This is a genomic window from Thiomonas islandica (genome assembly GCF_055383445.1).
In genome coordinates, this window is record NZ_AP042391.1 from 1,200,753 (window position 1) to 1,223,336 (window position 22,584).

Annotated in this window: 30 protein-coding genes and 1 pseudogene; 24 read left to right on the forward strand and 7 right to left on the reverse strand. The window is 63.5% G+C overall.

The annotated features are described in order from the left end of the window. The first annotated feature begins 22 nt into the window (after nt 1-22). From ACZ47F_RS05770 to ACZ47F_RS05780, 3 genes are read left to right on the forward strand one after another with little or no spacing between them, the layout of a single operon-like run. Entirely contained in the window at nt 23-679 is a 657-nt protein-coding gene (locus tag ACZ47F_RS05770) for a sigma-70 family RNA polymerase sigma factor (RefSeq protein ID WP_464926329.1), read from the forward strand. Continuing rightward, nucleotides 676-1,407: an anti-sigma factor gene (locus tag ACZ47F_RS05775; protein ID WP_464926330.1), complete on the forward strand. Its 732-nt coding sequence runs from the start codon at nt 676-678 to the stop codon at nt 1,405-1,407. The genes ACZ47F_RS05770 and ACZ47F_RS05775 overlap by 4 nt, the downstream gene beginning before the upstream one ends. Nucleotides 1,408-1,412: 5 nt before the next feature. Then, the gene (locus tag ACZ47F_RS05780; RefSeq protein ID WP_464926331.1) at nt 1,413-1,859 is read left to right on the forward strand and encodes an HIT family protein; all 447 of its coding nucleotides are present in this window, start codon (nt 1,413-1,415) and stop codon (nt 1,857-1,859) included. 119 nt (nt 1,860-1,978) lie between these two features. On the opposite strand, the pseudogene ACZ47F_RS05785 reads toward ACZ47F_RS05780, so the two are convergent. From ACZ47F_RS05785 to hemA, 6 genes and pseudogenes are all read right to left on the reverse strand, one after another. Next, nucleotides 1,979-2,137: pseudogene (locus ACZ47F_RS05785) on the reverse strand (polyphosphate kinase 2); the annotation flags it as partial. Nucleotides 2,138-2,180: 43 nt separating this feature from the next. Then, complete coding sequence (locus ACZ47F_RS05790) at nt 2,181-2,783, reverse strand: UbiX family flavin prenyltransferase (RefSeq protein ID WP_464926332.1); 603 nt, start codon at nt 2,781-2,783, stop codon at nt 2,181-2,183. A gap of 21 nt (nt 2,784-2,804) precedes the next feature. After that, nucleotides 2,805-3,122: a Grx4 family monothiol glutaredoxin gene (gene grxD / locus ACZ47F_RS05795; protein WP_464926333.1), complete on the reverse strand. Its 318-nt coding sequence runs from the start codon at nt 3,120-3,122 to the stop codon at nt 2,805-2,807. Between the two features lie 34 nt (nt 3,123-3,156). Next, entirely contained in the window at nt 3,157-4,035 is an 879-nt protein-coding gene (prmC, locus tag ACZ47F_RS05800) for a peptide chain release factor N(5)-glutamine methyltransferase (protein WP_464926334.1), read from the reverse strand. 1 nt (nt 4,036) lies between these two features. Then, a complete protein-coding gene (gene prfA / locus ACZ47F_RS05805; protein WP_464926335.1) occupies nt 4,037-5,116 on the reverse strand; it encodes a peptide chain release factor 1 in 1,080 nt (359 codons plus the stop codon). A 74-nt stretch (nt 5,117-5,190) separates the two neighbouring features. Further along, complete coding sequence (hemA, locus tag ACZ47F_RS05810) at nt 5,191-6,492, reverse strand: glutamyl-tRNA reductase (RefSeq protein ID WP_464926336.1); 1,302 nt, start codon at nt 6,490-6,492, stop codon at nt 5,191-5,193. A 662-nt stretch (nt 6,493-7,154) separates the two neighbouring features. Between hemA and rplN the strand changes: the two genes are divergently transcribed. The 21 genes from rplN (at nt 7,155) to dsbD (ending at nt 20,256) form a co-directional block, all read left to right on the forward strand. Then, the gene (rplN, locus tag ACZ47F_RS05815) at nt 7,155-7,523 is read left to right on the forward strand and encodes a 50S ribosomal protein L14 (protein WP_464926337.1); all 369 of its coding nucleotides are present in this window, start codon (nt 7,155-7,157) and stop codon (nt 7,521-7,523) included. Between the two features lie 22 nt (nt 7,524-7,545). Next, a complete protein-coding gene (gene rplX, locus ACZ47F_RS05820) occupies nt 7,546-7,863 on the forward strand; it encodes a 50S ribosomal protein L24 (RefSeq protein WP_464926338.1) in 318 nt (105 codons plus the stop codon). 11 nt (nt 7,864-7,874) lie between these two features. Next, nucleotides 7,875-8,414 (forward strand): 50S ribosomal protein L5, encoded by a 540-nt coding sequence (gene rplE / locus ACZ47F_RS05825; protein ID WP_464926339.1) that lies wholly within the window; start codon nt 7,875-7,877, stop codon nt 8,412-8,414. 7 nt (nt 8,415-8,421) lie between these two features. Beyond that, a complete protein-coding gene (gene rpsN, locus ACZ47F_RS05830) occupies nt 8,422-8,727 on the forward strand; it encodes a 30S ribosomal protein S14 (protein ID WP_464926340.1) in 306 nt (101 codons plus the stop codon). A gap of 64 nt (nt 8,728-8,791) precedes the next feature. After that, nucleotides 8,792-9,190: a 30S ribosomal protein S8 gene (gene rpsH, locus ACZ47F_RS05835; RefSeq protein ID WP_464926341.1), complete on the forward strand. Its 399-nt coding sequence runs from the start codon at nt 8,792-8,794 to the stop codon at nt 9,188-9,190. A 10-nt stretch (nt 9,191-9,200) separates the two neighbouring features. Further along, the gene (gene rplF, locus ACZ47F_RS05840) at nt 9,201-9,734 is read left to right on the forward strand and encodes a 50S ribosomal protein L6 (protein WP_464926342.1); all 534 of its coding nucleotides are present in this window, start codon (nt 9,201-9,203) and stop codon (nt 9,732-9,734) included. 14 nt (nt 9,735-9,748) lie between these two features. Beyond that, nucleotides 9,749-10,105: a 50S ribosomal protein L18 gene (gene rplR / locus ACZ47F_RS05845; RefSeq protein ID WP_464926588.1), complete on the forward strand. Its 357-nt coding sequence runs from the start codon at nt 9,749-9,751 to the stop codon at nt 10,103-10,105. A gap of 13 nt (nt 10,106-10,118) precedes the next feature. Continuing rightward, a complete protein-coding gene (gene rpsE, locus ACZ47F_RS05850; RefSeq protein ID WP_464926343.1) occupies nt 10,119-10,637 on the forward strand; it encodes a 30S ribosomal protein S5 in 519 nt (172 codons plus the stop codon). Between the two features lie 5 nt (nt 10,638-10,642). Beyond that, complete coding sequence (gene rpmD / locus ACZ47F_RS05855; protein ID WP_464926344.1) at nt 10,643-10,828, forward strand: 50S ribosomal protein L30; 186 nt, start codon at nt 10,643-10,645, stop codon at nt 10,826-10,828. A 75-nt stretch (nt 10,829-10,903) separates the two neighbouring features. Further along, complete coding sequence (rplO, locus tag ACZ47F_RS05860) at nt 10,904-11,353, forward strand: 50S ribosomal protein L15 (protein WP_464926345.1); 450 nt, start codon at nt 10,904-10,906, stop codon at nt 11,351-11,353. Between the two features lie 16 nt (nt 11,354-11,369). Then, the gene (secY, locus tag ACZ47F_RS05865; RefSeq protein WP_464926589.1) at nt 11,370-12,689 is read left to right on the forward strand and encodes a preprotein translocase subunit SecY; all 1,320 of its coding nucleotides are present in this window, start codon (nt 11,370-11,372) and stop codon (nt 12,687-12,689) included. A gap of 9 nt (nt 12,690-12,698) precedes the next feature. Next, a complete protein-coding gene (infA, locus tag ACZ47F_RS05870) occupies nt 12,699-12,917 on the forward strand; it encodes a translation initiation factor IF-1 (RefSeq protein ID WP_464926346.1) in 219 nt (72 codons plus the stop codon). Nucleotides 12,918-12,935: 18 nt separating this feature from the next. Continuing rightward, the gene (rpmJ, locus tag ACZ47F_RS05875; RefSeq protein WP_079418420.1) at nt 12,936-13,049 is read left to right on the forward strand and encodes a 50S ribosomal protein L36; all 114 of its coding nucleotides are present in this window, start codon (nt 12,936-12,938) and stop codon (nt 13,047-13,049) included. 31 nt (nt 13,050-13,080) lie between these two features. Further along, a complete protein-coding gene (gene rpsM, locus ACZ47F_RS05880; protein WP_464926347.1) occupies nt 13,081-13,446 on the forward strand; it encodes a 30S ribosomal protein S13 in 366 nt (121 codons plus the stop codon). A gap of 15 nt (nt 13,447-13,461) precedes the next feature. Further along, complete coding sequence (rpsK, locus tag ACZ47F_RS05885; RefSeq protein WP_464926348.1) at nt 13,462-13,869, forward strand: 30S ribosomal protein S11; 408 nt, start codon at nt 13,462-13,464, stop codon at nt 13,867-13,869. Between the two features lie 150 nt (nt 13,870-14,019). Beyond that, the gene (gene rpsD / locus ACZ47F_RS05890; RefSeq protein WP_464926349.1) at nt 14,020-14,643 is read left to right on the forward strand and encodes a 30S ribosomal protein S4; all 624 of its coding nucleotides are present in this window, start codon (nt 14,020-14,022) and stop codon (nt 14,641-14,643) included. Nucleotides 14,644-14,761: 118 nt separating this feature from the next. After that, nucleotides 14,762-15,748 (forward strand): DNA-directed RNA polymerase subunit alpha, encoded by a 987-nt coding sequence (locus ACZ47F_RS05895; RefSeq protein ID WP_464926350.1) that lies wholly within the window; start codon nt 14,762-14,764, stop codon nt 15,746-15,748. 103 nt (nt 15,749-15,851) lie between these two features. Then, complete coding sequence (gene rplQ, locus ACZ47F_RS05900; RefSeq protein ID WP_464926351.1) at nt 15,852-16,247, forward strand: 50S ribosomal protein L17; 396 nt, start codon at nt 15,852-15,854, stop codon at nt 16,245-16,247. A gap of 105 nt (nt 16,248-16,352) precedes the next feature. Then, nucleotides 16,353-17,300, forward strand: coding sequence for an ATP-binding cassette domain-containing protein (locus tag ACZ47F_RS05905; protein ID WP_464926352.1), 948 nt, complete (start codon nt 16,353-16,355; stop codon nt 17,298-17,300). 36 nt (nt 17,301-17,336) lie between these two features. After that, the gene (locus ACZ47F_RS05910) at nt 17,337-18,119 is read left to right on the forward strand and encodes an ABC transporter permease (protein ID WP_464926353.1); all 783 of its coding nucleotides are present in this window, start codon (nt 17,337-17,339) and stop codon (nt 18,117-18,119) included. A gap of 145 nt (nt 18,120-18,264) precedes the next feature. Continuing rightward, entirely contained in the window at nt 18,265-20,256 is a 1,992-nt protein-coding gene (gene dsbD, locus ACZ47F_RS05915; RefSeq protein WP_464926354.1) for a protein-disulfide reductase DsbD, read from the forward strand. A gap of 172 nt (nt 20,257-20,428) precedes the next feature. On the opposite strand, the gene ACZ47F_RS05920 is transcribed toward dsbD, so the two are convergent. Beyond that, nucleotides 20,429-22,516, reverse strand: a complete 2,088-nt coding sequence (locus tag ACZ47F_RS05920) for a molybdopterin-containing oxidoreductase family protein (protein ID WP_464926355.1) — start codon at nt 22,514-22,516, stop codon at nt 20,429-20,431. Nucleotides 22,517-22,584 lie beyond the last annotated feature (68 nt).

Here is a 22,584-nt window from a genome sequence, read left to right on the forward strand (position 1 = left end):
CGCTTAGACAGAGACGCGCATCATGTCGGTAAGATGTGCGGCGCGTTTCTCCGCAAGCCTGCACGCCCATGCCTGGCTGCGCACGGGGAGACGGCTGTCCACCTGCACCGCATCCATGCCCGACCTGCAGTCTCTCCTTGCCTACACCGCGCTGGCCGACCGCGAGGCGTTTGCCCAGCTGTACGCGGCCACGCGCAGCCGGGCCTGGGCCATCTGCCTGCGGCTGTTGCGCGACACGGCCGCTGCCGAGGAAGCCATGCAGGATGCCTATGTCAAAATCTGGAGCCAGGCGGCCAGCTACCGACCGCATCTGGGCAGCGCGGAAGCCTGGTTGTCTGCGCTGGTGCGCAACACCTGCCTCGATCGCCTGCGCGCGAGCAAGCGCGAGGCGCAATATGTCGTGGCTGTGCCGTCATCGGACGATGACGACCCCGTGGAAATCGCCGATCATCGCACGCCTGAAGCCTTGCTTGAGGCCGGGCTGCGAGGGCAGGCGATGGAGGAATGTCTCGGCCGTCTGCAGCCGCGTCAGCGCGATCTGCTGGCTGCGGCCTACGTGATGGGACAGTCGCACGCCGAAGTGGCCCGCGAGCGCGCGATGCCGCTGGGCACGGTCAAGACCCTGATCCGGCGCGCGGTGCTGCTGTTGCGCGACTGTCTGGAGGAGGGCGCAAAGTGAAGCTGCCCGCGCGTTATCAAAATCCAGACCTGCTCGATCGCCTAGCGGCCGACTGGCTCACCGGTGGCCTCGGGCCGGCCGCGCAACGCCGCGCGCAGCGTCTGCTGCAGCAGAGTCCGGCATTTGCCAGCGCCGTGCAGCGCTGGCGTGAACGGCTCGACGCCGGCCTGCTCTCGCCCAAGGAATTCGGTCAGCCGCCCGACGCGGTCTGGCAAGGCATTGCCGCGCGAATCGGCGCACCGCGTCAAAAGGCGGCTGCTATTCCGGCGCAGGGCGGCTGGAGTGTGCGCGCCTGGCGGCGGCTGTCGCTGCTGCTCGGCGGCGTGGCGGCTGCGGCGGTGGCGTTTGCTGTGCTGCTCGTGGTGCAGCCGCCCGGGCAGGGCGGCGGACCCGCCGCATCGGTGCAAATGGCTGCGCTGCTGCACGGTGAGGGCGGACAGTCGGCCGTGGTCACGGTCGATGACGGCGCATTGACCGTGACCACCGTGGGCCGGCTGACGCCGCCCAGCGGCAAGAGCTACCAGCTCTGGCTGCTGCCCACGCAGGGCCAGCCGATTTCGCTGGGGGTGCTGGCGCCGGGGCGGACGCGCTACCCCATTCCGGCTGAGGCACAGGCACGTCTGGCGCAGGCCAAGGCCTTTGCGGTCAGCGTGGAGCCCCCGGGCGGCTCGCCGACCGGATTGCCCACCGGCGCGGTCATCATGGTCGGTGCGGCGCAGCGCGCCTGAGTCGCATGGCGGCAGACGCCAGCTGCCTGCTGTGCCGCGGTGACGCCGGACAGGTGATCTGGCGCGGCGCGGATTTTCGCTTGATCCGCGCCGACGAGGCACTCGTGCCGGCGTTTTATCGTGTGGTGTGGGCCGCGCATGTGGCCGAATTCACCGAGTTGCATGCGCTGCAGCGGCTAAGCTGCATCGACGCCGTGGCGCTGACCGAGCAGATTCTGCGCAGACAATTGCAGCCCGACAAGATCAATCTCGCCAGCCTGGGCAATGTGGTGCCGCATCTGCACTGGCGTGTGATCGCGCGATGGCGCTGGGATGCGTTCTGGCCGCAGTCGGTCTGGTCGGCGGCGCAGCGGCCTGCCGACGAGGCGCGCCTGCGCGTGCTGCAAGCCCGGCTCACCGCGGTGGACGCGGCGTTGGCCACCGCATTCGCCGCGCGGTTTGGCCCCGAATAGCGCCGCACAGCGCGCCGCGATTCAGAGGTATTCGCCTTTGCTCAGATCGTGCTCGCCACGCTGGTGGATGAAGTTGGCGCGACTCCGACGATCAGGTCGTCAGATTCGCCGATGCGCCGCACATCCTTACCGGTGTAAGGCATGGAATGCAGCATATAGCGCTGGAAATACCAATGTTCGCGCGCGATCTCGCTAGGCTTTTCCAGTGCGACCCACCGCGTTGCACGCGGGTTGAGGTGCTCCATGAACCGATCGATGGGGTCGCCCTTGTCCGCAGATGAACCCCAGCCTTGACACAGGAAAGGCCGCGGTGCGGTCAGGTCAGTCTGGGTTTGACCTGACGCCCTGCCACTCGGTGCCGAGATCGTGCGCGATGCCAAGCAGGTCGAGCACGCGCGCCAGACTGGCGTCGACCATCGCCTCGATGCTGGCTGGCCGCTGGTAGAACGCAGGCAGCGGCGGAAAGATGATCCCGCCCATCTCGGTCACCGCGGTCATGTTGCGCAAGTGGGCGAGGTTCAGCGGTGCCTCGCGCGGTAGCAGGATCAGCTTACGGCGTTCCTTCAGGCAGACGTCGGCGGCGCGGGTGATGAGGTTGTCGCAAAAACCGTGGGTGATGGCTGCCAGAGAGCGCATCGAGCACGGGGCCACGACCATACCCAGCGCGGCAAATGACCCACTGGCAATCGACGCACCGATGTCCCCCACCGGGTGCACCACGTCCGCCAGGGCCTCGACTGCCTTGCGATCCAGGCCCAGTTCCACCTTGAGGTTGAGCACCCCCGCAGCGGAGATCAGCAGATGGGTCTCCACCGTGCCCAGCCGCTGCAGATGCTGCAGCAGACGCACACCGTAGACGATGCCGGTGGCACCGGTGAGTGCGACGATCAGCCTGGGGCGGACGCTGGCGGGGCTGGAGTTCAAGCGTGCAGCCGCTGCGGTTTTTTACTTCAGACCCGACAGCAGCGATTGCAGCTCGCCGCTTTGCGCCATCTCGGCCATGATGTCCGAGCCGCCAATGAATTCGCCCTTCACATAGAGCTGCGGGATGGTCGGCCAGTTGGCGTATTCCTTGATGCCCTGGCGAATGGCCTCGTCCTGCAGCACGTCGATCGCCTTGAACTGCGTGACCCCGCACGACTTGAGCAACTGCACCGCGCGGCCCGAGAAGCCGCACATCGGAAACTGCGGCGTCCCCTTCATGAACAGCACGACGTCGTGGCCCTTGACGATTTGATCAATCTGCTCCTGCACGCTGGACATGGCTGACTTTCCGGTTGACGAAGGTCCAGTCATTTTAAGGGGCTGCTTGCATCGCCTGCCGACCGGGGCAAAGCCCGCCGCTGACCCGCTCGATCCCCGCCAGATCGCGTGTGCTGAACACCGCGCGCCAACCCTGCGCATGCAGCAGGTCACTCACGGCCTGCGCTTGGTCGTAGCCATGCTCGAGCAGCAGCCAGCCGTGCGGATGCAGAAAATCGCCAGCCTGCGCGATGATGCGGCGCAGATCGCCCAGGCCGTCGGCGCTGGGACGCCTTCCGGTGAGTGCCAGCGCCGGTTCGTGGCGCAGCGCGGGCAGATGCGGATCGTGCTGCGCGACATAGGGTGGGTTGGAGACGATGCAGTCAAAGCGCGGCGCGGCCGTCGGCGGGTCGCGCAGCGCGGCGAACCAGTCCGATTGCACGAAACGCACCGGCCCCGCAGCCCGCTGCGCGGGCAGCAACCGCCGTGCGTTGTCCTGCGCCACGGCCAGTGCGGCGGCGCTGGCATCGACCGCCCAGATCTGCGCCTGCGGCCGGGCATGCGCTAGCGCGACTGCGATCGCGCCGCTGCCGGTGCCTAGATCGAGCACGCACGGTGCCGGTCCCATGGCGTCGAGCTTTTGCAGCGCCAGATCGACCAGCAGCTCGGTCTCGGGACGCGGGATCAGCACATCCGGCGTGACCCGGAACATCAGGCCGTGGAATTCACGCTCACCCAGTACATACGCCAGCGGCTCGCCCGCACGCAGCCGCATGGCGAACCGCTCCAGCCGCTGCAGCTCGGCCGCGCACAGCAGATGCTCAGGATGGGCCAGCAGTTGCGCGCGGCTCCAGCCCAGCACCGCCCCAAGCACGATCTGCGCGTCGCGGCGCGGCAGGCTACATTGCGCCATCCAGCAGTCGAGCCGGATCATGTCAGGCCGTCCCCAGCGCGGCGAGCTGCTCGGCCTGGTCTTCGGTCTGCAGTGCGGTGAGCAGTTCGTCCAGGTCGCCATCGAGAACCGCGTCGATCTTGTACAGCGTCAGGTTGATGCGATGTTCGCTGACCCGACCCTGCGGGAAGTTGTAGGTGCGGATGCGGTCGGATCGGTCGCCGCTGCCCACCAGGCTCTTGCGCGTGGCGGCTTCTGCGGCGTGCCGCGCCTGGCGCTCGCGCTCGGCCAGCCGCGCGACCAGCACCGACAGCGCCCGTGCCTTGTTGCGATGCTGCGAGCGTTCGTCCTGGCATTCCACCACCAGTCCGGTGGGCAGGTGGGTGATGCGGATGGCCGAGTCGGTCTTGTTCACGTGCTGCCCGCCGGCGCCCGAGGCGCGGAAGGTGTCGATGCGCAGGTCCGCCGGGTTGATCTGCACCGCCTGCGCCTCGTCCATCTCAGGCAGAACCGCCACGGTCGCTGTGCTGGTGTGGATGCGCCCCTGGGTCTCGGTCTTGGGCACGCGCTGCACCCGGTGCCCGCCCGACTCGTACTTGAGCAGGCCGTATGCGCCCTCGCCGGCGATGCGCAGAATCACCTCCCGGTATCCACCCAGTTCGCTCGGACTCTCACTGATGATTTCGGTCGCCCAGCGCTTGCGCTCGGCAAACCGGATATACATGCGCAGCAGATCGGCGGCGAACAGCGCCGACTCTTCGCCGCCCGTGCCTGCGCGGATTTCGACGAACACATTGCGATTATCGTCTGGATCGCGCGGCAGCAACGCAACCTGCAATTGCGCTTGCAGCTCGGCCAGCGCCGCGCGCGCGCGCTGCACCTCTTGTTGCGCCAGCTCCTTCATGTCGGGATCGTCCAGCAGCGCCTGGGCCTGACCGAGCTCGCTGGTGGTTTTCTGAAAGCGTTCGAACAGCGCGACCACGGGCTGCAGCTCCGCCAGCTCGCGGGTCATCGCACGGTAGCGCTGCAGGTCGGCGGTGCAGTCGGGGTCGGCTAGCTGGGCGTCCAGCTCGCTGGCGCGGCGCTGCATCTGCTCCAGTTTGTCCAGCAGGGAAGGCGTCATGGAAGGCGTTGGAACAAGGGCGCGGTGCCCGGCGCTTGCGCGCACAGGCGCGACGGACGGTTCGCGCGGGAGGGCTAGACCGAGGAGTCTGTGGAATGGTCGCCCCGGTGCGGGCAGAGAAACACCCGTTCGACCGCCTGTGCCACCATCTGGCGATGTTGCGGGTCGCCGTGATGCAGCGCTGTGAAGGCGCCGTGCAGGAATTTGTGCGACAGACCGCGGGCCAGTGCCTCGAGCACGACCTCGGGCGGCTCGCCGCGCGCCAGTAGACGCCGGGCACGCTCGACCTCATGCGCCTGCCATTGCTCGCTCTGCGCCTGCAGGCGCTGGATCAGCGGCACCTGCGCGCGCTGGTCCAACCACTCAAGAAAGCCGTGCACCCGGTTTTCGATGATGGCTTCGGCCTGTTCGATCGCCGCCTGACGCTTTTCGGTATTGCTGCGCACCAGCGCTGACAGATCATCCACCGAGTAGAGATAGACATCGCGCAGCTGCGCGACCTCCGGCTCGATGTCGCGCGGCACGGCCAGATCGACCATGACCACCGGCTTGTGTCGCCGCTGCTTGATGCTACGCTCGACCGCGCCCAGGCCGATGATTGGCAAACTGCTGGCCGTGCTGGTGACTACCACGTCGAACTCCGCCAGACGCTGCGGCATATCGCTCAAGCGGATGGCCTCGGCGTTGAACCGCTGCGCCAGACGCATGCCGCGTTCGATGGTGCGATTGGCGATGACCATGCTCTTGGGCTGATGCGCGGCAAAGTGGGTGGCGACGAGTTCGATCATGTCGCCTGCGCCGATGAACAGCACGCGGCAGTCGCGCAGGCTTTCGAACACGGTCTGTGCCAGGTGCACGCTGGCCGCGGCCATGCTCACCGAATGCGTCCCGATCTCGGTGTTGGTGCGCACTTCCTTCGCCACCGAGAACGTGCGCTGGAACATCTGGTTGAGGGTGCTGCCTAGCGCGCCCGAATCGGAGGCCACGCGCACCGCCTCCTTCATCTGCCCGAGGATTTGCGGCTCTCCCAAAACCATCGAGTCGAGTCCGCTGGCCACGCGAAACGCGTGCCGCACGGTGCCATCCTGTACCAGCCGGTAGCTGTGCTCGGCCAGGTCGTCGAGTTCGACGTGGCGCTCCCCCGACAGCCAGTGCAGCAGCGCATCCCGCGGGTCGGTTTCGGAGGCGCAGTAAATCTCGGTGCGGTTGCAGGTCGATAAAATCGTTGCTTCGACCGGTGCGCCGCGCCGACCCGTCTGCAGCGATGCCCTCAGACGCTGCAGCGCGTCCACCAGTGTGTCCGCCGAGAACGCCAGACGCTCCCGCACCCGGAGCGGGGCGGTTTGGTGGTTGAGGCCGACGGCTGCTAGCAACATAGACGAATCGTAATTTTAAGAAGTGTCGCGCCTTGGGGCGTCTGATCTCGGTCAATCCCGCAATGCGCGACGACGGGCTGTGGTTGACCGTACTGGGCAGAGTATGGCGATTTTGGCCGCCGCGTCCAGCGGGAAAACGGCAATTTCCAGGCTCTGCGATCCGGACAACCCGCCTTTCTATCACGCTCTGTGCTCTTGATATTTTTTGATTGGTTTGTCCAGACCAGCTTCATGCCCTTGTTCGTCGGCGCAGCAACAGGGTTACTCGCGCCGCGGGTGTGGGGGCGCGGGTGCGGCGCGCCCGCATTGCGCCGGGCGCTGGCTGCTGGTCTGACCGCCTGGGTCGTCCATCTGACCCTCGTGGGCAGCAGTCTGGTGCGCGAGGGGTCGCTCCTCGACTACGTAGCCGTGCTGCTGGCCTGTTCGGTTGCGAGCGCTTTGAGTTGCGGGCGCGTTGAAAAAAGTCCTTGACAACTTCCTTCTGTCCGGAAGAGAATTTCACGCTTCGCTTTTTGCGCATTGCTTGCGAAGTCGCGCATCCAAATTTTTAGTGTGCGCTTGATGGCAGCGACGCAGCAGCTGGCGAGCTACACAGACCAATCCCCGTCCCAGGGGCCAAGACTGGCGCACACTGTGCGACTAAGTTGGGTGAAGGAAATTACATGATTCAGACGCAATCCAGGTTGGACGTCGCCGACAACACGGGCGCCAAATCCGTCATGTGCATCAAAGTGCTGGGCGGCTCCAAGCGGCGCTATGCCGGTGTTGGCGACATCATCAAGGTCAGCATCAAAGAAGCTGCTCCGCGCGGCCGAGTCAAAAAGGGCGAGGTTTACAGCGCCGTGGTCGTGCGCACTGCCAAAGGCGTGCGCCGTGCCGACGGCTCCCTGATCAAGTTCGACAACAACGCTGCGGTGCTACTCAATTCCAAACTCGAGCCGATCGGCACCCGTATTTTTGGGCCGGTGACGCGTGAACTGCGGACCGAGCGCTTCATGAAAATCGTCTCGCTGGCGCCCGAAGTGCTCTGAGCAGACGGAACAAGGATTCGTGATGAACAAGATTCGCAAGGATGATGAGGTGATTGTCATCGCCGGCAGCGACAAAGGCCGCCGCGGCCGCGTATTGGCGCGCATCGATGCCGAGCACATCGTGGTCGAAGGGGTACGCACGGCGAAAAAGAATGTGCGTCCCAACCCGATGAAGGGAGAGGCCGGCGGCGTAGTGTCGCGCAACCTGCCGATTCACCAGAGCAATGTGGCTATTTACAACCCGGCGACCGGCAAGGCCGATCGCGTCGGCTTCAAGACCCTGGCGGATGGCGTCAAAGTGCGCATCTACAAGTCCAGCGGCGAGCAGATCAAGGGCTGACCGGAGGATTTATGTCGCGCCTGCAGACGATTTACAAGGAAAAAGTCGTTCCTGAGTTGATGGCCAAGTTCGGCTACAAATCGGTAATGGAAGTGCCTCGCCTGACCAAGGTGACGCTCAATATGGGTGTCTCCGAGGCGGTTGCCGACAAGAAGGTGATGGAGCATGCCGTGAGCGACCTGACCAAGATCGCCGGGCAAAAGCCCGTGGTGACCCGCGCGCGCAAGGCGATCGCTGGCTTCAAGATTCGCGAGAATCTGCCAATCGGCTGCATGGTGACTCTGCGCGGCGCGCGCATGTATGACTTTCTCGATCGCTTCGTGACCATTGCGCTGCCGCGTGTGCGTGATTTCCGCGGCATTTCGGCGCGCGCGTTCGATGGCCGCGGGAATTACAACATCGGGGTCAAGGAGCAGATCATCTTCCCGGAAATCGAGTACGACAAGGTGGATGCGCTGCGTGGGCTGAACATCAGTGTCACTACGACGGCCAAGACGGACGAAGAGTGCAAGGCACTGCTTGCCGCATTCCGCTTCCCCTTCAAGAATTGAGGTCACTATGGCAAAACTGTCCCTCATCAATCGCCAGAAAAAGCGCGAAGCGCTGGTGGCGAAATATGCCGCCAAGCGCGCTGCGCTGCAGGCCATCATCGATGACGCGTCCAAGTCGTTCGAAGAGCGCCATGAGGCGCGTCTGAAGATTCAGCAGCTGCCGCGCAATTCATGCCCGACGCGTCTGCGCAACCGCTGCGCCATCACCGGGCGTCCGCGCGGAACCTTCCGCCGCTTCGGTCTGTCGCGCAGCAAGATCCGTGAGCTGGCGTTCCGCGGGGAAATCCCCGGCGTGACCAAGTCCAGCTGGTAACCGCTGCGAATCCCGCGCGGTTCACCGTTCCGGCCAGACGCCAAAAGTTTTTAGGAGAGTATTGATGAGCATGAGTGATCCCATCGCCGACATGCTGACGCGGATTCGCAACGCGCAGATGGTCGAAAAGGCGAAGGTAACGATGCCTGCCTCGAAGATCAAGGCGGCCATCGCTCAAGTCCTGCACGAAGAGGGCTATATCGACGGATTCAGTATCCGTCGCGAGGGTGATGCCAAGGCCGATCTGGAGATTTCGCTGAAGTATTACGCTGGCAAGCCGGTGATCGAGCGCCTGGAGCGGGTTAGTCGACCGGGCCTGCGTGTCTACCGCGGCAAGGAAAACATTCCGCAGGTGATGAATGGCCTTGGTGTGGCCATCGTCTCCACGCCCAAGGGTTTGATGACCGATCGCAAGGCGCGGCAGATCGGGGTCGGCGGCGAAGTGCTCTGCTACGTGGCCTGAGGAGAACGACATGTCACGTATTGCAAAAAATCCGATTCAAGTGCCCGCAGGCGTCGAAGTCAGCCTCGACGGTGGCATCATCGCGGTCAAGGGTGGGCTCGGCAAGCTGCAGCGTCCGCAGTTCCCTGGAGTGCGCATCGCCCACGACAATGGCGCGCTCACCTTTGCGCCGGTCGACGATTCGCGCCAGGCACATGCCATGTCCGGCACGATGCGCGCGCTGGTCGCGGGCATGGTGCACGGTGTGTCCAAAGGCTTCGAGCGTAAGCTTACCTTGGTGGGTGTAGGCTTCAAGGCACAGGCGCAAGGCGCAAAGTTGAATTTGTCGCTCGGCTTTTCGCACCCCGTCATCAAGGACATGCCTGAGGGCATCAAGGTCGAGACGCCCAGTCCTACTGAAATCGTGATCAAGGGCGTGGACAAGCAGCTCGTTGGTCAGGTCGCTGCCGAAGTGCGCGCGTTCCGTCCGCCAGAGCCTTACAAGGGCAAAGGGGTGCGCTATGCCGACGAGGTCGTGGTGATCAAGGAAACCAAGAAGAAGTAAGGGCCAGGATCATGATCAGCAAAAACATTTCCCGCCTGCGCCGTGCTCAGGCGACCCGCCGTCGCATCGCTCGTCTGCGAGTCGTCCGTCTGGCGGTGCATCGCACAAACCAGCATATTTACGCCAACATCATCTCGGCCGAGGGCGACCGCGTCCTCGTGTCTGCGTCGACGCTCGAAAAGGAAGTCCGCAGTCAGCTCAACGGGCATGGTGGCAATCTAGCCGCAGCAGCGATTGTGGGCGCACGCATTGCCCAAAAGGCCAAGGCCGCCGGCATCGAATCCGTCGCCTTCGACCGCTCGGGTTTTCGCTTTCATGGGCGCGTCAAGGCGCTCGCCGAGGCTGCGCGTGAAGCCGGCTTGAAGTTCTAAGAACGGGCACATCATGGCTAAAGTTCAAAACAAGTTTGCCAACGAAGCGCGCGACGACGGCCTGCGCGAGAAAATGATCGCGGTCAACCGCGTCACCAAGGTGGTCAAGGGCGGCCGGATTCTGGGCTTTGCCGCGCTGACCGTGGTCGGTGACGGTGACGGGCGCATCGGCATGGGCAAGGGCAAGGCGCGGGAAGTGCCCGTGGCGGTGCAAAAAGCCATGGAACAAGCCCGGCGCAATATGGTCAAGGTGCCGCTCAAGGGCGGGACGCTGCATCACCGGGTCGATGGTCAGCACGGCGCAGCCAATGTCATCATGATGCCCGCGGTGCAGGGCACTGGCATTATCGCCGGTGGACCGATGCGCGCGGTGTTCGAAGTGCTCGGCATTACCGACATCGTCGCCAAGAGCCACGGCTCGACCAACCCATACAACATGGTGCGTGCCACGCTCAATGCTCTGGGCAAGATGCATTCTGCTCAGGAGATCGCGATGAAGCGGGGTAAAACCGTCGAAGAGATTTTGGGCTGAACATCATGAGCGACAAAAAAGTCATCAAGGTCAAGCTGATCCGCAGTGTGATCGGCACGCGCGAGTCGCATCGCGCCACCGTGCGCGGTCTAGGCCTACGCAAGCTGGGCAGCGTGCGAGAACTCGAGGACACGCCTGCCGTGCGCGGGATGATCCGCAAGGTCAGCTATCTGGTCGAAATCTGCGCCTGAGGCTGTGTGGCGAGCACGCGGTATGTTCGCCCTGCGCATCGGTAACGCATGACAGAGGAATTCGTGGGAATCGCTATGCAACTCAACACCATCAAGCCAGCCCAAGGCGCCAAGCATGCCAAGCGACGCGTCGGCCGTGGCATCGGCTCTGGCCTGGGCAAGACCGCCGGCCGCGGCCATAAGGGTCAGAAATCGCGCTCGGGTGGTTTTCACAAGGTCGGCTTCGAAGGCGGGCAAATGCCGCTGCAGCGTCGTCTGCCCAAGCGGGGCTTCAAGTCGCCGCTGGCGCGCTACAGCGCTGAAGTCAACCTTGCCGATCTCAATCGTCTACAGGAAGTCGAAATCGACATGCTCACCCTCAAGGCGCATGGTCTGGTGCCCGAACTGGCGCGCACCGTGAAGGTGATCGCCTCCGGCACCATCTCTCGCGCGGTGAAACTGCAGGGCGTTCTCGCCACCAAGGGTGCGCGCGCCGCGATCGAAGCTGCCGGTGGCAGCGTGGCTGACGCAGCCGCGTCGGCCTGAACGCGAAGGCATGAACATGGCCAGCACGGGCGTAGCACAACAGGGCAAGTACGGCGACCTGGGTCGTCGCCTGTTGTTTCTGCTCGGCGCATTGGTGGTCTATCGCATCGGTGCCCACATCCCGGTGCCGGGGATTGATCCAGCGCATCTGCAACAGTTGTTCAAAAACAACTCTGGCGGCATCCTCGGTCTGTTCAATATGTTTTCCGGGGGTGCGCTGGCCCGGTTCACCGTCTTCGCGCTGGGGATCATGCCGTATATCTCGGCATCGATCATCATGCAGCTGCTGACCTATGTCGTGCCCTCGCTCGAGGCCTTGAAGAAAGAGGGCGAGGCAGGGCGGCGCAAGACCACGCAATACACCCGGTATTTCACCCTGGTTTTGGCGATCTTTCAGTCCTTCGGTATTGCCGTGGCGCTGCAGGCCTCTCCTGGTCTGGTCATCAATCCGGGCATCGGCTTTCAATTGTCTGCAGTGCTGACCCTCACCTCGGGCACCATTTTTTTGATGTGGCTGGGAGAGCAAATCACCGAGCGCGGTCTGGGCAACGGCATCTCGATCATCATTTTCTCTGGGATTGTTGCGGGTCTACCTTCGGCAATCGCGGGTCTGATGGAACTAGTGAGCACTGGTGCGATGAGTGTGCTGGTGGCGCTGTTCGTGCTTGCCATCGTCGTGCTGGTCACGTATTTCGTGGTGTTCGTCGAACGCGGGCAGCGCAAGATTCTGGTCAATTACGCACGCCGCCAGGTGGGCAACAAGGTATATGGCGGCCAGAGTTCGCACCTGCCGCTCAAGTTGAACATGGCCGGGGTGATTCCGCCGATTTTCGCCTCGTCCATCATTTTGTTACCCGCGACAGCTGTGAGCTGGTTCGGCACGACCAAAGGCATGGGCTGGCTCAAGGACATCGCTGGTGCGCTTTCTCCCGGGCAGCCGCTCTATATTCTGCTGTACGCTGCCGCGATCATCTTTTTTGCGTTTTTCTATACTGCGCTCGTGTTCAACAGCCGGGAAACCGCAGACCAGCTGAAAAAGAGTGGCGCCTTCATCCCGGGTATCCGTCCTGGTGAACAAACCGCAAAATTCATCGACAAGGTGCTGATGCGCCTCACGCTGGTCGGCGCGGTTTACATCACCCTGGTCTGCTTGCTTCCAGAGTTCCTGGTTCTGAAATACAATGTTCCGTTTAGCTTTGGTGGCACATCGCTTTTGATCATCGTCGTCGTGACGATGGATTTTATGGCGCAGGTACAGGCTTACGCCATGTCGCATCAGTATGATGCACTGCTGAAGAAGGCCAATTTCAAATCAGGCCTTGGCGGGGTGCGTTAACGGAGTTTTATGTCCAAGGACGACGTCATTCAAATGCAAGGGGAGGTTCTGGAAAACCTTCCGAATGCGACATTCCGGGTCAAGCTGGAAAACGGTCACACGGTGCTCGGCCATATTTCCGGCAAGATGCGTATGCACTACATCCGCATCCTTCCCGGCGACAAGGTTACGGTTGAATTGACGCCCTACGATTTGTCACGCGCGCGGATCGTGTTCCGTGCTAAGTAAGAGCAAGAGAGGATCATCATGAGAGTCAGCGCATCAGTCAAGAAAATGTGCCGCAACTGCAAAATCATTCGACGCAACGGCATCGTGCGCGTGATTTGCACCGACCCGCGTCACAAGCAGCGCCAGGGTTGAGCACAGGCATTTTTGAAGTTCGAGGTATTCAATGGCACGTATTGCTGGTATCAACATTCCGCCTCAACAGCACTCCGAAATCGGCCTGACGGCGATCTACGGCATTGGCCGCACGACCGCGCGCGCCATTTGTGATGCTTCGGGTGTTCCCTACAACAAGCGCATCAAGGATCTCACCGATGCCGAGCTCGAGAAGATGCGCGAAGCGATCAGTAAGCTCACGATCGAGGGCGATCTGCGCCGGGAGATTTCAGTCAACATCAAGCGGCTGATGGACCTGGGCTGCTACCGTGGCTTCCGTCACCGCCGTGGTCTGCCGGTTCGTGGCCAGCGCACGCGCACCAATGCGCGCACCCGTAAGGGACCGCGCAAGGGCAGCATTTCGCTGAAGAAATAAGCAAGGATCCTTTTCATGGCAAAACCATCCTCCCAGAGCAGTGCGGCGCAGCGCACCCGCAAAAAGATTCGTAAGAACGTGTCCGATGGCATTGCGCACGTGCACGCTTCGTTCAACAACACCATCATCACCATCACCGATCGCCAAGGCAACGCACTGGCGGCGTCCTCCTCCGGCGCTCAGGGTTTCAAGGGCTCGCGCAAGTCCACACCGTTTGCTGCGCAGGTCGCTGCCGAGCAGGCCGGGCGTGTTGCGCTCGAGTACGGCATCAAGAATCTGGAAGTGCAGATCAAGGGCCCGGGGCCGGGGCGTGAATCCTCGGTGCGCGCGCTCAACAATCTCGGGATCAAGATCACCCTGATCGAAGACGTGACACCGATCCCGCATAACGGCTGCCGTCCGCCCAAGCGCCGTCGCGTCTGATGGTCGGCGCCATAAGCTAGCGCAGATTTCACCCGTCCGCTCGGTTCGCCATCCTGCTGGAGGCAACTGAGCTGTTTTCATTAAGCCCACTGCCCGATGTTTCGGGCTCCCATGCGAAATAAGGCATGGCAGTAATGAAAGGAATTCCAAGTGGCTCGTTTGATTGGTGCCAAAGGCAAGCTGACCCGGCGCGAAGGCGTGGACTTGTTTCTCAAGAGTGCGCGTCGGGGCATCGACTCCAAGGTCAAGCTCGAGACCAAACCCGGACAACATGGCCGCACATCAGGCGCCCGCACCTCCGACTACGGCAAGCAGCTGCGTGAAAAGCAGAAAGTCAAGCGCATGTACGGTGTGCTCGAGCGCCAGTTCCGTCGTTACTACGAGGAGGCTCAGCGCCGCTCCGGCAACACCGGTGCCAATCTGCTGAGTCTGCTTGAATCGCGCCTGGATAACGTGGTCTATCGCATGGGCTTTGGCAGCACCCGCGCCGAGGCGCGCCAGCTCGTCAGCCACCGTGCCATCACGGTCAACGGCAAGCCAGTGAACATTCCGTCAGCGCAGGTCAAGGCTGGAGATCTAATCGCGGTGCGTGAAAAATCGCGCAACCAGGCGCGCATCCAGGAGGCTGTCAAGCTGGCCGAAGCCAACGGCTTTCCCGAATGGGTTCAGGTCGACACGGCCAAGATGGAAGGCGTGTTCAAGAAAGCGCCCGACCGCGATGCGTTCGGCAGCGATATCAATGAATCGCTGATCATCGAGTTGTATTCGCGCTGATCCAGATTGTCGCGCCCTGTCCGATTACAGGGCGTGTTTTTGCCGAGCCCAGACGGGCGCGGCTGCTCACCTCGGCCTTATCCGCGTAACGAGCGGAGGGTATTGAACAGGAAGCCCCATGCAGACAGCACTACTTCGTCCCAAATCGATTCAGGTCGAATCGCTTGGTCACAACCGTTCCAAGGTCGTCCTCGAGCCCTTCGAGCGCGGTTACGGCCATACCCTCGGCAACGCCTTGCGGCGGGTGATGCTGTCTTCTCTCGTCGGCTACGCCCCGACCGAGGTCAGCATCAACGGGGTGCTGCACGAGTATTCGGTGGTCGACGGGCTGCAGGAAGATGTCATCGCCGTGCTGCTCAACCTCAAGGGTGTGGTGCTCAAGCTGCACAACCGCGACGAGGTGACCCTGTCGCTGCGCAAGGAGGGTGAAGGTGTGGTGACCGCCGCCGACATCCAGACTCCGCACGATGTGGAAATCATCAATCCCGATCACGTGATCGCGCATCTGTCGCAGGGCGGCAAGCTCGACATGCAGATCAAGGTGGAAAAGGGCCGCGGCTATGTGCCGGGGACGATGCGCAACTACGGCGAGGAAGGCGGCAAGAGCATTGGCCACATCGTGCTCGATGCTTCGTTCTCGCCGGTACGGCGGGTCAGCTACGCGGTGGAAAGCGCCCGCGTCGAACAGCGTACCGATCTGGACCGACTGGTCATGGAAATCGAGACCAACGGCGTGATTAGCGCTGAAGAGGCCATCCGCTCGGCAGCGCGGATCCTGGTCGAGCAGCTTTCGGTGTTTGCCAGCCTGGAAGGTGCCGAGACGACCGAGGCGGCAGAGGCGAGCACGGGCGCGCAGACGTACGACCCGATCCTGCTGCGTCCGGTGGACGAACTCGAACTCACCGTGCGCTCGGCGAACTGCCTCAAGGCCGAGAACATTTACTACATCGGCGATCTGATCCAGCGTAGCGAGACCGAGTTGCTCAAGACCCCGAACCTCGGCCGCAAATCGCTCAACGAAATCAAGGAAGTCCTTGCCGCACGTGGTCTGACCCTGGGCATGAAGCTCGAGAACTGGCCACCGTCCGGGCTGGACAAGCGCTGACACAGCATTTGAATTGCCATTTCAGTTTGCTGGATGGAGTATCCGGCAGTGCACGGCCAGTACCTGATCCGGCTGGCTCGATCGATAACGAAAGGAAAGCACCATGCGTCACGGAAACGGACTTCGCAAACTCAACCGCACATCCAGCCACCGCAAGGCTATGTTTCGCAATATGGCCAATGCGTTGATCGAACATGAGGCGATCAAGACCACGCTGCCCAAGGCCAAGGAGCTGAGGGCCGTGATCGAACCGTTGATCACCCTGGGCAAGAAACCCTCGCTGGCCAACCGTCGGCTGGCGTTTGACCGCCTGCGCAACCGAGATTCGGTGACCAAGCTGTTCAACGTGCTCGGCCCGCGCTATGCCAACCGACCGGGCGGTTATACCCGCACGCTGAAATTCGGCTTTCGCGTGGGCGACAATGCACCGATGGCGCTGATCGAACTGGTCGATCGTCCCGACCTGGACGCTGCACCGGCGCAAGACAAGTCTGAGTGAAGCCGCGCATCGGCCCTCACCGCCGCCAGACCCGGACGCCAGCCTATGCTGGCGTTTTTCATTGGACGCGCCAAAGCAGATTCTCGCCCTTGCACGTCGCTGCCCATGGTTGAGGCCCCTTCCTCTTGCCCGGTCGATCCGGCTACCGTGCTGCTCGCGCTCGACACCGTGTCCAAGCGCTATGGAGCGCTGCAGGTGGTCAGTGGGCTGAGCCTGCAGGTCAGGCGCGGCGAGTGCTTTGGCATCATCGGCCCGAACGGCGCAGGCAAGACCACGACCATCCAGCTCTGCCTCGGCCTGGCCACGCCCGACAGTGGGCACGTCATGCTCATGGGCGAGCCTGTGCCGCAGCGCGCACGGCAGGCACGGCTGCGGGTTGGCGTGGTCACGCAGTTCGACAGCCTCGATCCCGATTTCACGGTCGAGGAAAATCTGCTGGTGTTCGGCCGCTATTTCGGCCTGCGTGATGCCGAGCTGCGCTCGCGTCTGCCGCAGTTGCTGGCTTTTGCCGCGCTGGAGTCCAAGGCCAAGGCGCGCATCAGCGAGCTGTCGGGCGGCATGCGCCGGCGCCTGAGTCTGGCGCGTGCGCTGGTCAACGATCCCGATCTGATCTTTCTCGACGAGCCGACCACAGGGCTCGATCCGCAGGCGCGGCATCTGATCTGGGAGCGTCTGAAGGAACTGACCGCACAGGGCAAATCCTTGCTGCTGACCACGCACTTCATGGATGAAGCCGAGCGGCTTTGCCACCGCATTCTGGTGCTCGACCACGGCCGCCGCATTGCCGAGGACACACCGCGCGCGCTGATCGCTACGCAGGTGGAGCCGGAGGTCATCGAGGTCGACGGCGAGGGGCTCGACACCGCGCAAGCGCTGCTGCGCCCGCTGGTGCAGCGCCTGGAACGCAGCGGCGATGGGCTGTTTGCCTACACCCGCAACAGCGCCGTGGCGCTGCAGGCACTCAACATGCTGCCTGGTTTACGGGTGATCCATCGCCGCGCCAATCTGGAAGACGTATTCCTCAAACTCACCGGCAGGCAGCTGCGCGACTAGGGCCCTAGGTGCAGCGATTGCGGCCAACATCCATCCATGTCCTCTCTTCCCATCGAAACACGTCGCAGACTGCGTTTCGTGCCAATTTGGCAGCGTAACTTTCTGGTGTGGAAAAAGCTCGTGGTTCCCAGTCTGGTGGGCAATATCGCAGAGCCGCTGATCACCCTGGTGGCGTTCGGGTTCGGCTTGGGCTCGCTCATCGGTCGGGTGCAAGGGGTGCCGTATATCCAGTTTCTGGCCTCCGGCGCAATTTGCATGAGTGTGATGATGGCCGCGAGCTTCGAGGCGCTGTATTCCGCTTTCTCGCGCATGCATGTGCAGAAAACATGGGATGCGATCCGGGTCACGCCGACTTCGTTGGACGACGTGCTGCTGGGCGAACTCACCTGGGCGGCGAGCAAGGCGGTGTTCAGCGGAGCGGCAATTTTGCTGGTCATCGTTGCGCTGGGCATCAGTCGGGCCTGGACCCTGCTGTTGGCGCTGCCGCTGCTGCTGCTCACCGGGCTGGTCTTTTCCGCGCTGGGCCTGATCGTCAATGCCAAGGCGCGCGGCTATGACTTCTTTACCTATTACTTCACCCTGGTGCTCACGCCGATGACCTTTTTGTCAGGCGTGTATTTCACGCTCAGCGCACTGCCCGTGCCGCTGCAATGGCTGGCGCAGGCCCTGCCGCTGCATGCCGCGGTCGAACTGGTGCGGCCGCTGTTCTTTGGCCGGTTCGACCCGTGGTGGCCGCTGCATCTGGGGGTTTTGGTGGCCGATCTGGGAGTGGCCTGGTGGCTGGCGCGCACCCTCACGCTGCGGCGCTTTCGCGCCTGATCTGAGCGACGCATGCGCATGCAGTCGCCCGTCAACGGACTCGAATATGGTTTCGGGCTTATATTCTCGGGCTCGGCGCTGTTGCGGGCCGGACAAAGCCGCAGCCGCACCGGCTGACCACACCACAGCGAACAGGAGATTGTTCATGCGCCAACGCGCCGCCTTTCCGTCACCCTGCGCACGATGCTGGGCGCAGCAGATCAGCCGCCTGCTGCTGGGCATCGCCTTGCTGTGGACCGCCGCGCTATTGCCCGTCGCGCAAGCGCAGCAGGGTGACTACCTGCCGCCGGACGAGGCATTCCAGTTCACCGCCAAGGTGCAGGACGCCAAGACCGTGCTGCTGCAGTTCAAGGCGCATCAGGGCTACTACATGTACCAGGAGCGCTTCCATTTCGAGCCGCAGACTCTGGGCGTGGAACTGGGCAAACCCGGCTTTCCGCCGGCGCATGTCATTTTCGACAAGAACCTTGGTCATGAGGTGGCACATTACCGCGGTTTGGTGTCCATTCCGCTGCCCGTGCTCAAGGCGCCAGCCAGTTTCAAGATGCTGGTGACCTATCAGGGTTGCGCCGACGCGGGGCTGTGCTATCCGCCGATAGAGAAGATCGCCACGGTGAGCCTGAGCGGTTTCGGTGGCAATGGGACGGTCAGCATTTCCGAGCCTGATGCGCAGAGCGGCGCAGCCGCGCCTGCCACGGATGGTCATGGCACCAGCGGACTGATCGCCGGCTTGATGGGGACGGCAAGCGGGGCAAAGGCGGCATCTTCACCCGCTGCGGCGGCCTCCGCGCCAGCGGCAGCACCGGTGACGGCTGCGGCGTCCACACCGTCGACCGCAGTGGCGCAGGGCGGTGAATCCTCGCGCATCGGCGCCGTGCTGGCCTCGGGCAGCCTGCTGACCATCGTCCCGATGTTTCTGGTGTTCGGCTTGCTGCTGGCGTTCACCCCCTGCGTGCTGCCGATGATTCCGATTCTGTCGAGCATCATCATTGGCCGGGGTGAAAAAGTCTCACGCGGCCGAGGGTTCGCGCTGGCGGCGGCGTACGCGCTGGGCATGGCCATTGTCTACACCGCGTTCGGTGTGGCCGCAGGCCTGCTCGGGCAGGGGCTGGCGGCTTCGCTGCAGAACCCTTGGGTGCTGTCGGTGTTCGCGATGCTGCTGGTGGCACTGTCGCTGTCGATGTTTGGCTTTTACGAACTGCAGGTGCCCAGTAGCCTGCAGAGCAAGCTGTCGTCCACTTCGGACAAACTGCAGGGCGGGCATTTTGCCGGGGTATTCGTCATGGGCGGTATTTCGGCATTGATCGTCGGGCCCTGTGTGGCCGCGCCGCTGGCTGGTGCGCTGCTCTACATCAGTCAGACCGGCAACGCACTGATCGGCGGTGTGGCGCTGTTTTCGCTGGCGGTGGGCATGAGCGTGCCGCTGCTGCTGGTCGGGCTGGGTGCGGGTGCGCTGCTGCCCAGGGCGGGGGGCTGGATGGACAGCGTTAAGGCATTCTTTGGCGTGCTGCTGATCGCCACCGCCCTCTACATGATCGCCCCGGTGTTGCCCACCTGGCTGCTGATGCTGCTTTGGGCATTGCTGCTGCTGGTCAGCGCGAGCTATCTGCGCGCGTTCGACAGCCTGCCGGTGGATGCTTCCGGCTGGAAGCGGCTGTTCAAGGGCCTGGGCGTGGCGCTGGCGGTGGCCGGTGCGTCGCTGCTGGTCGGTCTGGCTGCGGGCAACCGTAATCTGTTGCAACCGTTGGCCGGCCTGGGCTCTGGCGCCGGCCCAGTGGCCGCGGCACCTGCACTGCAGTTCCAGCGCATCAAGACATTGGCTGACCTCGACCGTGTGGTGGCCAGCAGCACCAAGCCGGTACTGCTGGACTTCTACGCCGACTGGTGTGTGTCGTGCAAGGAGATGGAGCACTTCACCTTCAGCGATCCGGCGGTGGCGCAGCGGCTCGCCGGCTTCACGCTGATCCAGGCGGACGTGACCAACAATACCGCGGACGACAAGGCGCTGCTCAAGCGGTTTCAGCTCTTCGGCCCGCCGGGCATCATCTTTTTCAAGGACGGCAAGGAAGTCGGCCGCGTCATCGGCTTCGAGGACGCCAAGACCTTCCTGGCGTCGATGCAGCGCGCAGGCGTCTAACAGGCCGTTAAAAAACTACTGCGGTGGGCCATCTGCGGCGTTGCGCGGTGCGCGGTGCGCGCTGCCTCGCCTATCTATTTATTTGATAGGTCTCGGTCGCTGCGCGCCGTGCGCCTTGCATCTGGCCATCCTCGCAACGTTTTTCAACGGCCTGCTAAGCCGCAGGGCCCATTCAGGCCGCCTGCACCTCGACCAGGCAGTCGTAAAAGCACGGCCCGGCGCCCAGGTCGGTCAGACGCTGGTGGGTGAGGGTGTTGACATTGTTGCCGTCCGGGCTGTGCTTGCGCCACCAGATGCCCAACGCGACCACCTGACCCACACGGGTGCGGTCGCTCAGCCGTGCCTGCAGACGCACACTGCCGCGGTCATTGCGCACCTGCACGGCAGCGCCATCGGCAATGCCGCGCGAGGCGGCGTCCTGCGGGTGGATCAGCAGCAGCGGCGCGCCTTCGATGGTGCGCAGGCTGTCGACCATGCCGAAACTGGTGTTGAGAAAGTTGCGCACCGGCGGCGAGATCATCGCCAGCGGATAGCGCGCCGCCAGTTCGGGCGTGGTCTCGGCACATTCGTGCGGCAGCAGTACTTCGGGCAGCGGATCGCGTCCGGCGTCGGCCTCGCGCTGCGACCAGAATTCACACTTGCCCGAAGGCGTGGCAAAGCCGCCATGCGCAAAGGGTGCGGCAGGGCCGGGCAGCTTGGCCCAGCCGCTGGCCTGCAACTTCGCCCAGGAGATCTCGCCGTTGCGCGGGTCGGCGGCGATGGCCTGCGCGGCGATCTGCGCATCGGTTTCGGCAAAGCAGGGGTCGGTGAACCCCATGCGTGTGGCCAGCAGGCGGAAGATTTCGGTATTGGGCTTGGCTTGCCCGAGCGGGGCGATGGCCGGGTTGTTCGCCAGCCAATAGCGGTGGCCATAGGCCTTGTGCACGTCGAGATGTTCGAGCTGGGTGGTGGCCGGCAGCAGAATGTCGGCGTAGTCGGCGGTGTCGGTCTGGAAATGGTCGAGCACCACGGTGAACAGGTCGTCGCGGGCGAAGCCGCGCCGCACCTTGTCGCCCTCGGGCGCGACCGCCAGCGGGTTGCTGTTGTAGACGATCACCGCCTCGATTTTCGGGCCGAAGTCGGATGAGGATGTGCGCAGCAGGTCGTCGCCAATGGTCACCATATTGATGGTGCGCGGGGTGCGCCCGGCGAGCAGATCGGGGCGCTCCAGCGCCGTGGTATCGACCTTGAAATGGTTGGAGCTAGACATCAGCAGCCCGCCGGCAGCGTGCCGCCATGCGCCGATCAGCGCAGGCAGGCAGGCAATCGCGCGCACCGCGTTGGCGCCGCCGCGCACGCGCTGCAGGCCGTAGTTCATGCGGATCGCGGCGGGCGATGTGGTGCCGTATTCGCGCGCGAGGGCGCGGATCTGGTCGACGGGAACGCCGCACACCTGCGCCGCGCGCTCCGGCTGCCATTCCATAGCCCGGGCCTTGAGCGCAGCAAAACCGATGGTGTAGCGCGCGATGTAGTCGTGGTCGAGCCAGTCGTGCGCGATGAGTTCGTGCATCAGCGCGTAGGCTAGCGCTGCGTCGGTACCCGGGCGCAATTGCAAATGGTCGTGGCATTTTTCCGCGGTGTCGTTGCGCCAGGGGTCGATGCACACCAGCCGGGCGCCCGCGCGCTTGGCCTGCTGCGCGTAAGTCCAAAAGTGCAGATTGCTGGTGATGCTGTTGCTGCCCCAGATGAGGATGAGCCGGCTGTGTGCGAACTGCTCCACATCCATGCCGAGCTTGCCGCCGATCACCGCCTGCAGCCCGGCCTCGCCCGCGGTCGAGCAGATGGTGCGGTCGAGCAGGCTGGAGCCGAGTTTGTGGAAAAAGCGCGCGGCCATGCTCTCGCCCTGCACGAAGCCCAGGGTGCCGCCGTAGGAGTAGGGCAGGATGGCCTGCGGGTTGCGCGCGGCAATCGCCTTGAGCCGCTCAGCGATCGCATCCAGTGCCTCATCCCAGCCCACCGGCGCGAATTGCCCGCTGCCCTTGGGGCCGACGCGCCGCATCGGTTGCAGCAGACGGCCCGGGTGGTAGGTGCGCTCGGTGTAGCGCGACACCTTGGTGCACAACTTGCCGTGGGTGGTGGGGTGGTCGGGGTCGCCGCGCACGCTCACCACCTTGCCGCCCTGCACCGTGACCAGCAGGGCGCAGGTGTCGGGGCAGTCGTGCGGACAGGCGGCATGCACCACAGTGGTCGTGCTGGGGAAGGCGGTGGCGGTCGTGGACATGGCACAAAAGGTGTTGGCGGGCAAAGTGTAAGCGGCAAATCCCTGCGACGTGCTTCGGGTTGACAAAC

Excerpts from the sequence above, each read along its gene's own strand:
- rplX (WP_464926338.1), top strand. The coding sequence starts at position 7,546 with ATGAACAAGATTCGCAAGGATGATGAGGTGATTGTCATCGCCGGCAGC.
- rpmJ (WP_079418420.1), top strand. The coding sequence starts at position 12,936 with ATGAGAGTCAGCGCATCAGTCAAGAAAATGTGCCGCAACTGCAAAATC.
- ACZ47F_RS05895 (WP_464926350.1), top strand. The coding sequence starts at position 14,762 with ATGCAGACAGCACTACTTCGTCCCAAATCGATTCAGGTCGAATCGCTT.
- rpsH (WP_464926341.1), top strand. The coding sequence starts at position 8,792 with ATGAGCATGAGTGATCCCATCGCCGACATGCTGACGCGGATTCGCAAC.
- ACZ47F_RS05905 (WP_464926352.1), top strand. The coding sequence starts at position 16,353 with ATGGTTGAGGCCCCTTCCTCTTGCCCGGTCGATCCGGCTACCGTGCTG.
- rplE (WP_464926339.1), top strand. The coding sequence starts at position 7,875 with ATGTCGCGCCTGCAGACGATTTACAAGGAAAAAGTCGTTCCTGAGTTG.
- ACZ47F_RS05910 (WP_464926353.1), top strand. The coding sequence starts at position 17,337 with ATGTCCTCTCTTCCCATCGAAACACGTCGCAGACTGCGTTTCGTGCCA.
- dsbD (WP_464926354.1), top strand. The coding sequence starts at position 18,265 with ATGCGCCAACGCGCCGCCTTTCCGTCACCCTGCGCACGATGCTGGGCG.
- infA (WP_464926346.1), top strand. The coding sequence starts at position 12,699 with ATGTCCAAGGACGACGTCATTCAAATGCAAGGGGAGGTTCTGGAAAAC.
- prmC (WP_464926334.1), bottom strand. The coding sequence starts at position 4,035 with ATGATCCGGCTCGACTGCTGGATGGCGCAATGTAGCCTGCCGCGCCGC.
- ACZ47F_RS05920 (WP_464926355.1), bottom strand. The coding sequence starts at position 22,516 with ATGTCCACGACCGCCACCGCCTTCCCCAGCACGACCACTGTGGTGCAT.
- ACZ47F_RS05770 (WP_464926329.1), top strand. The coding sequence starts at position 23 with ATGTCGGTAAGATGTGCGGCGCGTTTCTCCGCAAGCCTGCACGCCCAT.
- rplQ (WP_464926351.1), top strand. The coding sequence starts at position 15,852 with ATGCGTCACGGAAACGGACTTCGCAAACTCAACCGCACATCCAGCCAC.
- rplO (WP_464926345.1), top strand. The coding sequence starts at position 10,904 with ATGCAACTCAACACCATCAAGCCAGCCCAAGGCGCCAAGCATGCCAAG.
- rplF (WP_464926342.1), top strand. The coding sequence starts at position 9,201 with ATGTCACGTATTGCAAAAAATCCGATTCAAGTGCCCGCAGGCGTCGAA.
- secY (WP_464926589.1), top strand. The coding sequence starts at position 11,370 with ATGGCCAGCACGGGCGTAGCACAACAGGGCAAGTACGGCGACCTGGGT.
- prfA (WP_464926335.1), bottom strand. The coding sequence starts at position 5,116 with ATGACGCCTTCCCTGCTGGACAAACTGGAGCAGATGCAGCGCCGCGCC.
- rpsK (WP_464926348.1), top strand. The coding sequence starts at position 13,462 with ATGGCAAAACCATCCTCCCAGAGCAGTGCGGCGCAGCGCACCCGCAAA.
- rpsE (WP_464926343.1), top strand. The coding sequence starts at position 10,119 with ATGGCTAAAGTTCAAAACAAGTTTGCCAACGAAGCGCGCGACGACGGC.
- rpsN (WP_464926340.1), top strand. The coding sequence starts at position 8,422 with ATGGCAAAACTGTCCCTCATCAATCGCCAGAAAAAGCGCGAAGCGCTG.
- rplN (WP_464926337.1), top strand. The coding sequence starts at position 7,155 with ATGATTCAGACGCAATCCAGGTTGGACGTCGCCGACAACACGGGCGCC.
- rpsM (WP_464926347.1), top strand. The coding sequence starts at position 13,081 with ATGGCACGTATTGCTGGTATCAACATTCCGCCTCAACAGCACTCCGAA.
- rpmD (WP_464926344.1), top strand. The coding sequence starts at position 10,643 with ATGAGCGACAAAAAAGTCATCAAGGTCAAGCTGATCCGCAGTGTGATC.
- ACZ47F_RS05780 (WP_464926331.1), top strand. The coding sequence starts at position 1,413 with ATGGCGGCAGACGCCAGCTGCCTGCTGTGCCGCGGTGACGCCGGACAG.
- hemA (WP_464926336.1), bottom strand. The coding sequence starts at position 6,492 with ATGTTGCTAGCAGCCGTCGGCCTCAACCACCAAACCGCCCCGCTCCGG.
- grxD (WP_464926333.1), bottom strand. The coding sequence starts at position 3,122 with ATGTCCAGCGTGCAGGAGCAGATTGATCAAATCGTCAAGGGCCACGAC.